The sequence below is a fragment of the Bacillus cereus group sp. MG16 genome (assembly GCF_040459875.1).
GTDB classification, from domain to species: Bacteria; Bacillota; Bacilli; order Bacillales; family Bacillaceae_G; genus Bacillus_A; species Bacillus_A paranthracis.
In genome coordinates this window covers 2,238,754-2,253,844 of record NZ_JARVHE010000001.1, presented here as the reverse complement: position 1 = coordinate 2,253,844, position 15,091 = coordinate 2,238,754, and the positions used below count along the sequence as shown (strand labels likewise).

The window sequence follows — 15,091 nt, the reverse complement described above, 5'->3', positions numbered from 1 at the left end:
TCAATTGGATATATTCTACACTACAAATATTCATTTTATAAAAAGAAGAACCCCACATATTTTGATTAAAATGTGTGAGGTTCTTTTGGCTTCCCTAAGTTTTTATGAAAAAGATTGATTATTTTATGTAGCTTACTAAAAAAACATTTTGTTCAGTCAACTAACAGAACAAGATGAAACACTTAGCTCATATTAGTAATTTTTACTGTTTCTGTTAATAAATATAAAAATACTGCCTAACACACTTAATGAAAGTGCAAAATATAACAACAAATCAGGTAGAAATTGCAAAGGAATAATATCAATTAATTGTAAAACAATAATGGCAAGGATACCTAAATATAAAATATTGTACAAAGCATTATTTGTTTTATATAGAATTTCTCTTCCTCTTTCGTCATTTGCTTCATCACTTGATTGAAATTTTATTACATACATCTTACTTATCACTATTAAACCAAATAACAAAATTTTTAACAACAACATATGTATCACTCCTCTAGATAATCAAATACGTCGGTTAACGGCTTTTCAAATGCATTTGCGATTTTAAAGGCAAGAATTAGAGAAGGGTTATATTTATTCTTTTCAAGAGTAGCGATAGTTTGACGACTAACTCCCACTCTTGTTGCCAGTTCTTCTTGGGTCCAACCTTTTTCTGCTCGACAAACTACAATTTTATTATGCAACAATAGCAACACCTCTTTAGATAATTGTAATTTATTTTTTACAAATTGTAAATTATTTCTTACAATATATTTTCAAAATTAAAAATCCTCATAAAAAAAGACATAAAGATTTCTCCCCATGCCTACTAATCTTCTACTTCTTTACTGTATGTACATAATGCGCTGTTTCAAAAACTTAATAAAAAAGAGAACTACTCTTCAAGCACTTCTCTCTTTCATCCAAACGATACATATAAAATAAATTATTAAAAATATACTATATAAACTCCATAACGTAGGTATTGCAGCTACACTTAAATAAAAAGTTTCAGGTAACAAGCAATCATAAAAGTCTTTTTGTTTAAAAGCGATGTTTTTTTGCCATCGGTTCTATATATGTATTTAATATCCACATTAATACTTTCCATACCTTTTGTTGGCTAGGTGGTAAATGAGCGTTATATACATAACTGTATTCAATTTGCTGTGTTGCACCACGATTTCGTTTGAACTCTCCAGCCCCAGCACTACAATGACAAATTAAATCTTTTTCAATAGAATCCATTGTAATAAGGAGGGACAGTATACGGTATAAACCTTGTTGCTGGTCAGTGTTTGTATGATAACCAAGGATCGGCGTTGTCATAACTCCATCCCTAATAAAATAAGCAATGATACCATCAATTGTATTCCCTTTTTTTATGGCCTTTATCTCAAATAAACGATGCTGAAGAGCATTCCATAAATAAGCGGGTGTAAACATTGGGTTATGGGCAGAATATTTTTCAATATATAGTTGGTTGTATAGCTGAGAAATTTGTAAAATATCATCTTTTGTTAATTCTTCATTTGTAATGATTTCATAATTGCTTTTCTCTAATAAACTTTTATCATTTAGTAAATCTTTTCGTTTTTTTCGATTCATTTTTTTATACTGTTTCGGATCAAATAAGTATATAGAACGAGACATAATTTTATTGTAACCGACTGTAGATAGTGCTTCTGTCGTTGCAGGATATAATTTGTTATTTAAAGAGCGAAATAGAATGGTATGCTCTGGAAATTTCTCAACTAATAATTTCGTTATTTGTTCGATTTGTTGTTCGTTGATAGAGTGATACAGATTTGTTGAAAGCATCCAATTATTTACGACAATGACTTTATTTATATTCGTTCGTCTTAGCCAATTTCCCATAAGATGAATCGGATAGGTTAGTAGCTTCTCAAGCCATGGTTTTTTCAACTCCCATAGCTCTTCTAACGCATAAGATATGTAATGTGTATAAGGAGAACATACATATGAATTTTCGAACTCTGCGTTATTAAGAGTAACTGGTAAGATGAGATCATCAATTTCTAATAGAAAGAGCTGCGTGTTCACATTTTCAATAAATGCTGTAACGCCCTTTTGAAAAAGAGGCAAGAAACTATCTCGTACATACGCTCCATCTTTTTTGGATTCCCAATCAATGCTATGCAAGGAATGAACATCATGTAACTGAATCATTTATGTTCACCACGCCTTACAAAACTTTCTATTCTTTTTAATTTTTTATCATATACTTGAATATCGTAATGCGAAAAGAAAACATGTGGTATCGCACACTTTTTCGTAGACCATAGTGTATGTAATTCTTGCATTACCTTTGATTGACATAATTCGAGATTTTCAGGTAGTGCTTTAAGTTTCATTTCAATTTTATCTACGCTGTGCTGTATTACTTTAAATTCTTGAATGTCACTAGATGCAAACAAAATTGCTCTTCTAATGAAATCTGGAAAAATAAATATTTCGCTATGATCCACTTCACTTACTCCAATAAATATATCGTCACATCGACCATCAATACGTTCTAATGCTATGAAAGGTGAGCCACAGCTGCACGGCGTTTTTTTCTCAATTAATATGTCATTGAGACGATAGCGTATAATAGGCTGTGTTTTCCTCATGAAATCAGTAATTATGGGAACGAATATCCCTTTCTCTTGATCTAAGTATTCTTTTTCAATATGAACGAGGTCTTCATTCATGTGTAATGTCCCATGCTTGCAGGTGGTAGCAAGAAAACCTTCTGTACATTGGTAAACTTGGTGTACTGTCTGCTTGAAAGTTGCAGAAATAAAGTCTCTATCAATATCTTCAAGCACTTCTGCTACAGAGATAATTTTCTTAGGACAAATTGTAATCAGTCCTTCTTGCTGCCAGTAAGCAATTTTCCGTAACATAGACGGAGGTGCAATTAAAATAGATGGCTTCACTTCATTTAATCGCGTGATATGCTGTTGAAACGAATCTAGTAAATCAAAAAAATGAAATGAGATTCGCTTATTTTTTGTCGCTTCGTATAAGTTGCTATTTGCACGTAAGAAAAAAGCAATCGTGTGTTTATGTAGAAGGCTAGAAGGAAGCACCTTTCCAATAATCGAGCCAGCCCACAACGTTTGTTCTTCCTCGGAAACGAGAAAAACCCCACGATTTCCACTAGTGCCTGATGATAAACCGACAGTTATATTACGAATGGTTGGTGAGAAATTCCGGGTCTTCTCTGCTTCAAATGCTATATGAAACGCTTCTTCCTTTGAAATATGGACTGTATTTAATGTATCAAAATGTTCCATCATTACTTCTTTATCAATAATGGGGAGTGCAGACAAATTTCCCTTTTGAATTTCATGTAAAAACGGCTTATATAACTGGCGATAAAAAGGCGACGCCTCTATCGTGAACAAAAGTTGTTTTTTTATTTGTTGTTTATGAAACTGTTCCAATTGTTTGCGATTTGAAAATCTCAAGCCATATTTTGTTTTCAAGTATTGCTTGAGAATCCGTAGTTTATTCATAGTACACCCCTGCTTTAATTTTATCCCATGTATGTTCACAATGCGTTGGTACAATTTCAATCTCAGGTGATGTTTGTGATAAATGGTGTAACTTCTCAATATTCTTTCGGTAAGATTTTCGGTCGCTCGTTAAAAGGTTGGCAATCTTACTAGGAAATACAAGGTTTTGATACGTTTTACTTAGCCACACTGCGTCTGCGCAAAGAAAAACAATTTTATTACTCTGTAAATGGATGAATATACCAAATTGACCAGTTGCATGTCCTGTTAAGTCAACAGCAAATAATGAGCCATCACCAAATACATCATACCCCTCTTCAAACTTTCCATATGTAGAAGGTAAGTTAAGAGATGGAGTTTGATCAATGAATGACATCCTCTGCTCTAAATCCACCGGCAGTGTATCTTTTAAACACCCTTTTAATAGAGCACCAAATTTACTTCTCTTTTTAATATCCTCATAAGCTTTTGCAAAGGTTAATATTTTTGCTTTTGGAAAATCGGGTAAACCCGCTGTATGATCGCCATGAAAATGAGAAAGAATAATATATTTAATTTCTTCTGGCTGAATACCATCAAGAAGAAGTTGCTGTTTAATAGATTGTTCTTCCGTAAAATGAACAGGCGTCAGTTTTGCATATACAGAGTAAGGGAATTTTTTTGTCGCTTCTTTAAAGTGTCCTGCATATCCAGTATCAAATAAAATATATCCTAATTCTGGATGCTGGAGTAATCCTACTGTTGCTGGAAAACAGATTTGTTTCCAACTGCCCTTGGAGTATGCAATTTTTTCTGGATGTGTGCAATATCCTGTATCATATAGCTTTAAAGATTTGATTTTCATTGTATTTTCCACCAGTCTACAAATTTTGTAATTCCTTCTTCTATACTGACCTTTGGAGCATATCCTAGTTCTTCTTTTGCTTTATCAATACTTAACGTCTGGCTTTTTGAAAGGACGCTAACAGTATACTTTGTAAGAATAGGTTCTTTTCCGAATAAAATAGTTTTTGAGATTCCTTCTAATATAGTCGCTAGTGTAAAGGCAGTTTTGTAGGAAATTTTTTTATATCGTACTTCCTTATCAAGGCGCTTCATTACATTTTCTATGACCTCATATAAATTGATACGTTCGTCATTTGTTATATTATACTTTTGCCCTAATGTATGTTTTGGCGAATGCATACAAAGAAGTAAAGCATCTACAACATTCTCAACATACGTAATATCAACAAGAACATTTTCTGTACCAATTCTCGGTAAAGCCCCTTTTTCACATACTTTAATAAGACGCGGAAGAATTGCGTTATCCCCTGGTCCGAATAAAGCACGCGGGCGTATTGTGATAACTGGTAAACCATGTGCGAAAGCTTGATCAATAGCTTGTTCAGCCATGTACTTCGTTGTTGCATAATGATTTACAAACGTATCAGGAAGTTTCGCATTTTCTACTACATTTTGTCGCTCATCATAATAAAAATAAATACTTGGCGTTGATACGTGGATAAGGCGTTTTATACCATACTTTTGACTTCCCTCGATAATATGTTTCGTTCCTAACACATTCGCATTATAAAAATCTTCATATTTGCCCCAAGGGGAAGAAAGTGCGCCACTATGAAAAATATAATCTTTATCTTTACAAACTTGTACCACACGCTCCCTGTCTTCAAGAGGACAATGAACAAACTCGATCCCATTTTGTTCTAATACCTTACCGATTGTTTTATTTCTTCCCGTTGCCGTTACTTCATAGCCCATATTTTTCAGTCGAAAGGCGAGTTTTTGTCCTAGAAAGCCCGTTCCACCAGTTACTAGCATTTTCATAAATCTTCACCATCCCACGATATGTCATATGTTGTTTGCTCTAAAATAGTCCGTTCATGTTTATAACTTTCACGCCATAATTTATACATGCTAAAAAACTGATAAAAAAATGGTTTCCAATCATTGTGACGATAAACGATATCTGGATAAGAGCATAGAACTTTTAACCATCGTTTACGTTTTTGTTTACTTTTTAAATAAGGAAATCCATATAGAAGCATCGCTAACCGAATTGCACACTCCGAATTTTGTTTTGGAACGAATGAATTGTTTACTTTTTCATTAAAAAACGCGGGCAATATTTCCTCATCGAATAAATGTAATCCACTTGTAGTACGTGGATTACATTCAATTGGAATCACATCTCTATTCTCTGTAACGATAAAATCAAAGGCAATTTGTCCTGAGAAATTTAACTCTTTTACAATATGCGTAACAAACTGATCAATTTTAGGATGATTCATATGCTGAAACGCAATGGTAGCACCTAAGCCTGCCGTGAATTCCGTTTTATACGTAGAGTGAGCTAACACTTCCCCAGATTGTGCAATACTATAGGAACAATGCTGCGTCCCTTGTATAAACTCTTGCATAATATAATTCGGCTTACGTATCACGCTTTCTTTTATAACAACCTCTTTTGTAATAAATTCCACTTTATCAGAAAACCGGGAGTAAATCGGCTTTAATACAAATGGAGTATGAGCTGGTGTTTTGTGCATCATTGACCTTATCGCTTCTTCATTACTTATTCTGCATGTCGCAGGTACTTGCCACCCTAAATTCGCTACGAACTGAATAAATTCCCACTTATTATGCAGGAATGAAAGTTTTTGAAAATCATCTACTAATACATGACAAAATACACTTAACTCCTCTCTATATTTAGATATATAAAATACTTCTTCACAAGTAGGAATAAGCAAATCTACATTGTGACGTTGAATAATGGATAGTAGCGCACGAATACTTTCATTTGTTTTCCACTTTGGAGATGGGATTTCATAAAAGTAATCCGTACTCTTTGAAACTTTACTTAACGGATAAGGAATACTATCTGCAATAATAACGGTATGTCCAGCGTTATGAAACAGTCTGCATAAATGCAAAGTTGCTGGTGCACGTGCCCCTGTAATTAATACTGTTTTCTTAGTATTCAAGAAGGATGCCCCCGATAGAAAGTCCCGCAGAAGTACCTAATAATAATATTTTATTTCCACGTTGCACTTTCTTTTGCTTAATCGCTTCGAAAAGAGCGACTGGAATAGATGCGGAAATCATATTGCCGTAGTCTTCAAAAATAGTCATAAAATGTTCTTCATCTACCCCTAATTTTTTACGAATGAGTCTCATAGCTGGTCCACTTGCTTGGTGAGGAACAATTAAATCAATATCGACTAGAGAATAACCAGTATCCATAAGGAGCTTGTCGATAAACTTCATTAAATACTTAGAAGATAGTTTAAAAATGGCTCTTCCATTCATATCGAACAAGAAGTCTTCTTTTCGTTCCTCACTATACTCCCTAGGATGAATCATCGTTCCACCGCCACGAATTTCTGATAAATGCGCACCAGAGCTATATGTTTCCATATGGGAAGCAATAATAGAAGATGAATGATCGCCTTTTGTTATGACAACAGCTGCCGCACCGTCACCGAATAAAATACTGCTTTCATTTTGTCCCCAATTTAATCCAACAGAAGAAATTTCAGAAGAAATAATAACAACATTTTTGTATCTCCCGCATTCAATTGCGTATGAAATTGTATCAAGTGCTGTTATGAAACTTAAACATGTTGAATTGATATCAAAACATGGAATACCAGAATGCTGTAGCCCGAGCTGTTCTTGAATAAGTGATGCAGTAGAAGGAATCGCCTGTTGAATCGTTCCGCTTCCGCAAATAATACAATCGATATCATCCCATGTTAACTTCGCATCTTCTACAGCTTTTTTTGCAGCCTCAGCCCCCATATAAGAAGACGTTTCCCCATCAACAAAGTATCGTGTTTTTACCCCAGCTTTTTTTAATGTCCAGCCTTCTGGTACGTCTAGCATACGATCTATTTCAAGAGAATCTACTTTTCGCTTTGGAAGATATGTGCCAATTCCTTTTATACTAATATATCTTTTCATTTTCTATCGCCTCTTAATCTTTTTATAAATTCAAAAATTCCGTCATATATAACTACTGTTGTGGATACATACAGATTTTTTTGTGGAATTCTGCTATCCCATTATGTACATCTAATCCTATTTCTCTTCAACAAAGAGCCAGTTCTCTACTTGAGAACTGGCTCTTTTCGCATGAGAATTCTTCAAATACATAATCTAGAAAAAATTTTTATATCAATTTAACTATATTATAACAATTATCCGAAAATAATTAATAGTATTTTTTGTAAATAAAAGTGAATATGTGGTACAAACTTATGAGAGATGATAGTTTATTGAGCAGCAAATATAAATATATGGAGCGTATATACATCTCATTTAAACATCTTCTATTTTCTCTTTTGTTTCCACAAAAGTTACTGTAATTTAAAACCTAAAGTATGTATCTTCATATCTTTTATACCTATTTATTATTCTATCGAGATCGAAATATGATAAATCAAACATTTGTTTCTAACTCTTTGAATCTATTACCATAATATTTTGTAGCTTTTTCTACCTTTTCTTCTTGATTCATATTGTCCGTCGCCCCTGTTATATCGCATCCATCTAAATCTATAAAAATGCTATTAAATTTACCTAAAATGCCTAAATCAACAGTTTTACTCCAGTAGCCTTCACCATCATTATCGATTATTATCATAGTATCCTCCATTCTGCTTTGTTCATTGCATAAGAAAAAGTGACTCTTTCTTAATAAGAATCACTTCCATTATTATATAACTTGTCTCTCATTAATCCTCAATTTCAATTCCAGCTTGTTTAAATGGTTCTAATACTTTTGGGTAACACATTGAAATATATTCCACTGTTTTTAGATTTTTTAAATTTTGAAATCCTTCAACAGATATAACATCAAATAAACTGTCTTCACCATCCCAATCAGGCTTTAAAATATGATAAATTTCATTCCCACCATCAAAGCAAAGGGATTCAATCTTTTCCAAATCACTTATTTTCAAAGTTAACTCTTCTAAAAAATCTCTGATTTCAACAATTGGCCCAGCTCCTGAATACCATTCAAAATTATTCGTATGCTTATCTATTAAGTCTTTCAATTCTTTTAGAAATAGTGGCTCTTTATCTAACAAAGCTTCAATTACCACTAATTTAAAATTAAAATCTTGAAACATTTCACTCTTTCCCATTTTAATTTCCTCCTATATTACCCCTGTCCTAGGGTTTTAATCCCCTTTACACAACTATCAAAAAGCACTTTACCTTTTTAAATTCTCTTCATTTAATCCTAACAGCTCTGGTAAAATAAAACACCCATCTTTCCTAATCAATACATCATCAAACCAAATTTCACCCCCGCCATACTCTGGTCTTTGAATGTTTACTAAATCCCAATGTATCGCTGATGTATTTCCATTGCCTGCCCCTTGCAACGAATCTCCAATTGCTAGATGAAAACTACCATTTATTTTTTCATCAAATAACGTATTATTCATCGGATATAGTATGTAGGGGTTAAAAGCCAACGCGAATTCTCCAATATATCTTGCTCCCTCATCCGTATCAAGAATGTGATTTATTCGCTCTGTATCATTTGCATTTGCCTCTATTATTTTTCCATTCTTAATATGTAACTTAATATTTTGAAACGCATAACCTTGTTGAACAGATACTGTATTAAATGTTATTACTCCATTTACTGAATCTTTGACAGGTGCTGTATATAGTTCGCCATCCGGGATATTATCCGTACCATCCCCCTTTAAGACGCCTATTCCTTCAATAGAAAACTCCAAATCTGTTCCTTCTCCAATTATCCTCACTCGTTTTGTCTTTTCCATTAATTCTTTTAATGGCTCCATCGCTTTCGACATGTTGTTGTAATCTAGCGTACATACATCATAGTAGAATTTTTCATAAGCCTCCGTGCTCATATTTGCTTCTTGTGCAGAAGCCGCATTCGGAATACGAGTTGTCACCCATCTCGTTTTATATACAGCTTCACTATGAGCTTTTCCAAATATCTTTTGATATAACTTCATTTTTTCTGCTGGTACATCTGCTAATTCATATGCATTTCTGGGACTACGGAGATTAATATACACTTGCATTTTACTTAGTCGATAACATTCCCAACCTGCTAATAACTTAAATTGTTCTTCAGATCCTGATAAAATTAATTGCCTCGTAACAGAAACGTCACGCATTGATACATGTGCATATCCACCTGCTTTTTCCACTGACTTAATAATTTCACGAACTACTTCAGGATTTATTTCTGTAACACTTTGGATCAACACTTGATCACCAGGCTGTACTTTCGTAGAATGGTTAACTAGTATATCTGCTAATTTAGATAATTCTTGTTTTATTATACTCCTCATCCTTCCCTTTCAAAAACTTAGTAAAATAAATCATTCAAGATAGAATATATAAATTCCATAGCGTAGATATCGCAGCTACACTCAAATAAAGAGTTCTTGGTAACAACCAAATGCCGTAAAAAATCATAAAAGCTTTTCTCCTAATAACTGCCAGAAAAGAAGGGAGTAAGGGCATGAAAAATACAGTAATATATACTCCCTTATCGAGCATTTGGTTGCTATGCGGGTTGAAATATAGAAAAACAATTGAAAGGATTAAAATGCTTATAGCAACGACTAATTCTATATAAATACTTATATAATTTTCATAATTCCTCGCCTACCAATAGCAATATACTTAATACTTTCGATTGCTACTATTTATATTTTCCGCTCCATACAAAACTCTCTTTGGATTTATAACAATCATTACAACTGCTACCACTAAATAAAATATCGCGTTATACATGATTAGATTTATTAAATTTCCGTTTATAATACCAATAAAAAAATTAAAGAATTGATGGATAATGATTGGAATAATTAAATTCTGATTCAAGTTGTAAAATGCAGTCATGACGATTTTTATACATATGATAGAGATCATAAAAAATAGAATATATTTAATTAGGTCCATGCCAACAAATCCTGTAGTAAACCAAATAGGTAGATGCCACATCCCCCACCAAAATCCAATGATTATTGAAGCTTTTAATGGTGAATACTTCTTTTGAAGCTCAATTTGTGCAAATCCTCTCCATCCTAGTTCTTCTCCCAATGGCCCCGCAAGAAAATTTTTAACAAAGAAATAGATTAGTATTCCCCATGAAGATACAGTAAAAATAGAGCCTACTTCACTATTTTTAGATATTAGAAACAAAATCAATAAAAATATAAAAGCCTGAATCATACTTGCAGTAAGAATCACAGATAATTTAAGTTTAGTCCTGAATTTATCTTTTACAAATTGTATAACGCTCTGCCCCGGATAAATTTTTTTAAATAGCATTACAAAAGCAAAAGTTGAAGACCAAGACGATATACAAAACATTACATCAAAAACCCATACAGGGAACCCCAACATACTTGTAGCTCCTACAAGTAAAAAAAGTGGTAGAAAAATAATATTAGTTAGTACAATAAAACTAGCTACTGGCTTTTTTAATTTCTTTTCCCTATTCATGCACAATCCCCATTTCAAACTATGTATTTCGCAAATATAATAGTATTTATATTTACAGATACTTCTAGCTTAAACCTGGGGGTTACTCACAGGTCAATACATGTCTGCATTATTTTACAGGTGCATAAATTTCTAAAAATATACGCTCAAGTTCATCTTCATATGTGGTAAGTAATATATTTATATACACTAGCCCCAAAAGTTCATACCCTTGTTCTATTGCTGCTTTTCTTAAACTCGATTCCACGATATGATCAATACTCTTCCCACCAGTTGACCACCTTCCATCCTCAATAACTGTATACATACATTTTGGATGCGATAAAATTTCCCCTTCTAACTCTTTGTCAAATTCCTCTACTTTTCTTACAACTATAAATTTATCTTCTATAATACCTTCTTCATTAAAACTTATAACTCTTCGTAAAGATGTTAAAGTAACTGCTTTCTTTAAACGATCCGTATTCTTTTTCAAAGATTCGTACTCATCATACGCAGTAAAATGCTCTATTTCTCCATTTACTTCTAAAGGTTTCATTTCTTTTACTACGTATTCCCCTAAGAATTGCTTTGTTTTTTTGCAATCTTCTTTTACAATTTGAAGCTTTTTTAAAAGAAGTTTTTTATACTCTATCTCCTCTAAAACTTCTTTTTCTTTCTCTTCCAACAATGCTTTTATTCCCTCTATACTCTTACTTTTTCTTAATTCCTGAATTTTTTTTATTTCGATATCTATTTCCCTATAGAAATTGACCGTTGTTATATCATATATATCAAAATGATTATATTTTCTGTACCCATTCTCAATATCTTGCTTCGGCTTGACCAAATTTTTTTCCTCATAAAACTTCAAAGTATCCCTAGATACACCTAAAAATTTAGCGACTTGTCCAATTGTGTACATTCTGTTCTCCTTTAGCATCACTACTTAATTTGTTACATTCATACTTCATATTCTTTAAATTATCGAATTTCCCTTCCTATTAATGTTTCCCACTTGTTCTCCCACAAAAAAGACACAGAGATTCCTCCCCATGTCTACTAATTCCTACTTCTTCACCGCATGCACATAATGCACCGTCTCGAAAGCTTTTAAATAATCGTTTCGTCCTTCAAAATAGAATGTATTTATGTCTTTTGGCGATAAGTGCTCATAAATGAGTAAGCCCGCCTTTTCTAACAGTGCTTCCATTTCGGCGTAAGAAAAACATGATTTCATCGGTTCTCCGCCTACCGCAGCCATTTTTACCATATTTTCCACTCGATTGGATAGTCCCTTTTCTGCAAATAAGTTTTCATCTGGATAATCGAAAACGATAGAGCTCCCTTCTGGAACCATCGCAAATAGATATTCTATTAAACTGGAAAGTTCCTCTTTCGTTAAATAGTACGTTACGCCTAATAGACTAAAGAAAGTCTTTTTATTTTCAAATCCTTCATTCCTTAACTGTTCATAGGAAAATCCTTTCGTAAAATCCATTGAAACAAAATGAAGGTGATTTGGAACTTCAAGTTCCGCTTCTTTTATTCTTTCCTTCTTAAACCTTTGCGTAGAAGGATGATCCACTTCAAATACTTCTATTTTATTTTCTAATTCTCGGTGTCTAAAACTGAATGTATCTAATCCCGCACCGAGTATAACGTATTGTTTCGTTCCCAGCGTAATCTCGTGTAGTAATACTCTTTCACAATATGCCGCACGTGCTAAAGGTGTTGGTGATAATTGAACTTGTGTAATCCATTTTAATATTTCTTGTGGATTATCTTGAAACTGCTTTGCAATGTCTGTATTGAAAAAATGTATTCCTTGAACCATGTTCATTTCAATGTCGTTACGTTCTTTTTGAGAAATGAACTCTTTAGCTACATAATCATCAAAGATTTTAGGATTATCAAATTCACTATGATATGCCCTGCTGAAAGCTGATACTAACGATGTTACACTTGATTCACCTTTTTTCACGCACATACACTCCTTCATTTTCACAATAAAAATAGGGTCCCCCTGGCCAGGAGAACCCTATTATACACTTTATTTTTATATTGGTAAATTATAGCATAAATAAGTTTTTTTGTCAAGTTTCCAGCCTACTATCACTTCGGCACTTTGTATATTCTCTGGCAGGAAAATATTCAATCTACATTGAATATTCCAGACTATAACAACACACATGGAGGCCAATATGAAACGACTCGTCATTATTACAGTAGGAAAAACACACAGCGGTAAAACTACATTCGCAAAAGCTTTAGAAAAAGAGTTACCCCACTCTTTCGTTATGGATCAAGATAACCAAGCTGAATTTATTAACACGCATTACGAAAAATTACAGCCGGCTGAAGGCCCTAATACATTTAAGCACGGTCTTTCGAAATTCATTGTTGATTATGCGAAAGGTCATACAAATTTACACCTTATTATTAGTAACTCCAATCGCAGTAAAAACGGAAGGTTATATTTACTAAACGAATTATTTCCACAAAATGAATATGTACGCATACTCGTTCATTTTGACATTCCAGATGATGTACTTTACGAAAGAGTGGCTCGAAGCACACGAAATACCAATATTTTTAGAGGTAGTTATTCTAGTTTCAAAGAAGTTCTGAATCGCCAACAGGCCGAGTCACTTCACGAAGATGTTGTAGATCCTATAGAAAACGAGGCTGATTATTTGTTTGCTATTCGCAATAGTAAAGATGTAAGCTTTACTATTGAAGAAATTGTTCATCTAGCTAAAGATTTATCCCCTACTCCAAAATAAGAGACTATAAGAATTACATAATGATAGATTATTATGCAAATCCTTCCTCTAAGCGCCTAACATAGTATATAATGATAAGATAATCTACTTCTATATGCTCATTTTTACACAAAACAGTTCATGCATATGAAAGAAAAGAGGTACAAAAATATGAAAACAAAACAAACAATCGCTGCGTCTACACTAGCTTTAGCAATGATTGCTGGCGCAAACTCTGCTCATGCGGAAGTAACTGATGCTACTCCTCAGCAAAGTACGGGAGATCGATTAGCTGAAATTAAGCAACATAAACAAGAGTTAGATGCGAAATTGCAGCAACACAAAGAAAACGTGGATCAAACATTGAATGAACTTAACAAAGTTAAGGAAAATGTTGATACGAAGGTGAATGAACTACACGAGCGTAAACAAGTTGCCGATGAAAAAATTAACGAAATTAAGCAACGTAAAGAAGAGTTCGATGCAAAACTTCAGCAAGACAAGCAAATCGCTGAAGATAAAATCGCTGAAATAAAAGAGCATAAAAAACAAGTAGAAGATAAAGTTGCTGAAGTGAAAGAACATAAGCAAAATATCGATAATAAGGTTAATGAGATTAAAGAACATAAACAAACTGTCGATGAAAAAGTGAATGAAATGAAACAACATAAAGAGAACATCGATCAAAAGGTTAATGAACTTAAGGAAGTTAAAAAACAAGTAGATGAAAAATTAGCTGAGTTAAAGAAAGCAAAACAAACTGCTGAGGACAAACTTGCTGAGCTAAAAGAAAATAAGCCGCATACTGGGAACACGTTAGAGGAACTTAAGAAAATTAAAGGTAATTTAGATAACCTTTCCGCTAACTTAGAACTAGCTAAACAAGATGTGAAAAACAAACTTGCTGCATTACAAGAAGCTAGACAAGATTTAATCAATAAAATTAACGAAATAAAACAAGCGAAACAAACTGTTTCAGACGATTTAACAAAGAAAAAACAAGACTTAGATATTAAAATCAACGACTTTAAGCATACTGAGAAAAAAATTGATGACAAATTAGCTGAGTTACATACAACGAAGCAAAATGTTGATAACAAGATTAATGAAGTATCACAGTCTAAACAAACGCAAGCAGATAATAGTACTAAAAACAATAACGCTAAAGAACTTCCTAATGCTGGTAGTGAGCAATCAAATAGTATGGCTTTAGGTATGTTATCTGTATTAGGCGGCGTTTTATTAGTAACACGAAATAAAATTAAAACATTATTCTCAAAATAAAGCCATTATACTTATTAAAAACAATGATACAAAGGCCAACCGCAT

At 33.1% G+C, this 15,091-nt stretch carries 15 protein-coding genes and 1 pseudogene; 2 read left to right on the top strand and 14 right to left on the bottom strand.

Annotation, left to right across the window (positions count from 1 at the left end; genetic code table 11):
* Positions 1 to 192 precede the first annotated feature (192 nt).
* From QCI73_RS11590 to QCI73_RS11525, 14 genes and pseudogenes are all read right to left on the bottom strand, one after another.
* On the bottom strand, positions 193 to 486 hold the full coding sequence (locus QCI73_RS11590) for a hypothetical protein (protein WP_000925447.1): 294 nt from the start codon (positions 484 to 486) through the stop codon (positions 193 to 195).
* Positions 487 to 491: 5 nt separating this feature from the next.
* On the bottom strand, positions 492 to 692 hold the full coding sequence (locus tag QCI73_RS11585; RefSeq protein ID WP_000903048.1) for a helix-turn-helix transcriptional regulator: 201 nt from the start codon (positions 690 to 692) through the stop codon (positions 492 to 494).
* A 337-nt stretch (positions 693 to 1,029) separates the two neighbouring features.
* Positions 1,030 to 2,175 (bottom strand): hypothetical protein, encoded by a 1,146-nt coding sequence (locus QCI73_RS11580; RefSeq protein WP_353822957.1) that lies wholly within the window; start codon positions 2,173 to 2,175, stop codon positions 1,030 to 1,032.
* Positions 2,172 to 3,509, bottom strand: coding sequence for a F390 synthetase-related protein (locus QCI73_RS11575; RefSeq protein ID WP_353822956.1), 1,338 nt, complete (start codon positions 3,507 to 3,509; stop codon positions 2,172 to 2,174). The genes QCI73_RS11580 and QCI73_RS11575 overlap by 4 nt, the downstream gene beginning before the upstream one ends.
* Positions 3,502 to 4,353: an MBL fold metallo-hydrolase gene (locus QCI73_RS11570; RefSeq protein ID WP_353822955.1), complete on the bottom strand. Its 852-nt coding sequence runs from the start codon at positions 4,351 to 4,353 to the stop codon at positions 3,502 to 3,504. The genes QCI73_RS11575 and QCI73_RS11570 overlap by 8 nt, the downstream gene beginning before the upstream one ends.
* A complete protein-coding gene (locus tag QCI73_RS11565; RefSeq protein WP_327923023.1) occupies positions 4,350 to 5,336 on the bottom strand; it encodes an NAD-dependent epimerase/dehydratase family protein in 987 nt (328 codons plus the stop codon). Before QCI73_RS11565 ends, QCI73_RS11570 begins: the two co-directional genes overlap by 4 nt.
* Positions 5,333 to 6,496, bottom strand: coding sequence for an ATP-grasp domain-containing protein (locus QCI73_RS11560; protein ID WP_353822954.1), 1,164 nt, complete (start codon positions 6,494 to 6,496; stop codon positions 5,333 to 5,335). Before QCI73_RS11560 ends, QCI73_RS11565 begins: the two co-directional genes overlap by 4 nt.
* Entirely contained in the window at positions 6,486 to 7,475 is a 990-nt protein-coding gene (locus QCI73_RS11555; RefSeq protein ID WP_353822953.1) for a beta-ketoacyl-ACP synthase III, read from the bottom strand. Before QCI73_RS11555 ends, QCI73_RS11560 begins: the two co-directional genes overlap by 11 nt.
* Positions 7,476 to 7,956: 481 nt before the next feature.
* Positions 7,957 to 8,157 (bottom strand): annotated as a pseudogene (locus tag QCI73_RS11550) (hypothetical protein); the annotation flags it as partial.
* Between the two features lie 91 nt (positions 8,158 to 8,248).
* Complete coding sequence (locus tag QCI73_RS11545; protein ID WP_000520202.1) at positions 8,249 to 8,662, bottom strand: DUF6892 domain-containing protein; 414 nt, start codon at positions 8,660 to 8,662, stop codon at positions 8,249 to 8,251.
* Positions 8,663 to 8,731: 69 nt separating this feature from the next.
* Positions 8,732 to 9,844, bottom strand: coding sequence for an aminopeptidase (locus tag QCI73_RS11540; protein ID WP_353824105.1), 1,113 nt, complete (start codon positions 9,842 to 9,844; stop codon positions 8,732 to 8,734).
* A 349-nt stretch (positions 9,845 to 10,193) separates the two neighbouring features.
* Complete coding sequence (locus QCI73_RS11535) at positions 10,194 to 11,018, bottom strand: CPBP family intramembrane glutamic endopeptidase (protein WP_327923019.1); 825 nt, start codon at positions 11,016 to 11,018, stop codon at positions 10,194 to 10,196.
* Positions 11,019 to 11,127: 109 nt separating this feature from the next.
* Positions 11,128 to 11,922, bottom strand: a complete 795-nt coding sequence (locus tag QCI73_RS11530; protein WP_060631509.1) for a MerR family transcriptional regulator — start codon at positions 11,920 to 11,922, stop codon at positions 11,128 to 11,130.
* A gap of 144 nt (positions 11,923 to 12,066) precedes the next feature.
* The gene (locus QCI73_RS11525; RefSeq protein ID WP_353822952.1) at positions 12,067 to 12,981 is read right to left on the bottom strand and encodes a class I SAM-dependent methyltransferase; all 915 of its coding nucleotides are present in this window, start codon (positions 12,979 to 12,981) and stop codon (positions 12,067 to 12,069) included.
* 220 nt (positions 12,982 to 13,201) lie between these two features.
* Here QCI73_RS11525 and QCI73_RS11520 point away from each other — a divergent pair, with 220 nt between their 5' ends.
* Together QCI73_RS11520 and QCI73_RS11515 are read left to right on the top strand one after the other, a co-directional pair.
* On the top strand, positions 13,202 to 13,783 hold the full coding sequence (locus QCI73_RS11520; RefSeq protein ID WP_353822951.1) for an ATP-binding protein: 582 nt from the start codon (positions 13,202 to 13,204) through the stop codon (positions 13,781 to 13,783).
* Between the two features lie 150 nt (positions 13,784 to 13,933).
* Positions 13,934 to 15,046: an LPXTG cell wall anchor domain-containing protein gene (locus tag QCI73_RS11515; RefSeq protein ID WP_353822950.1), complete on the top strand. Its 1,113-nt coding sequence runs from the start codon at positions 13,934 to 13,936 to the stop codon at positions 15,044 to 15,046.
* Positions 15,047 to 15,091 lie beyond the last annotated feature (45 nt).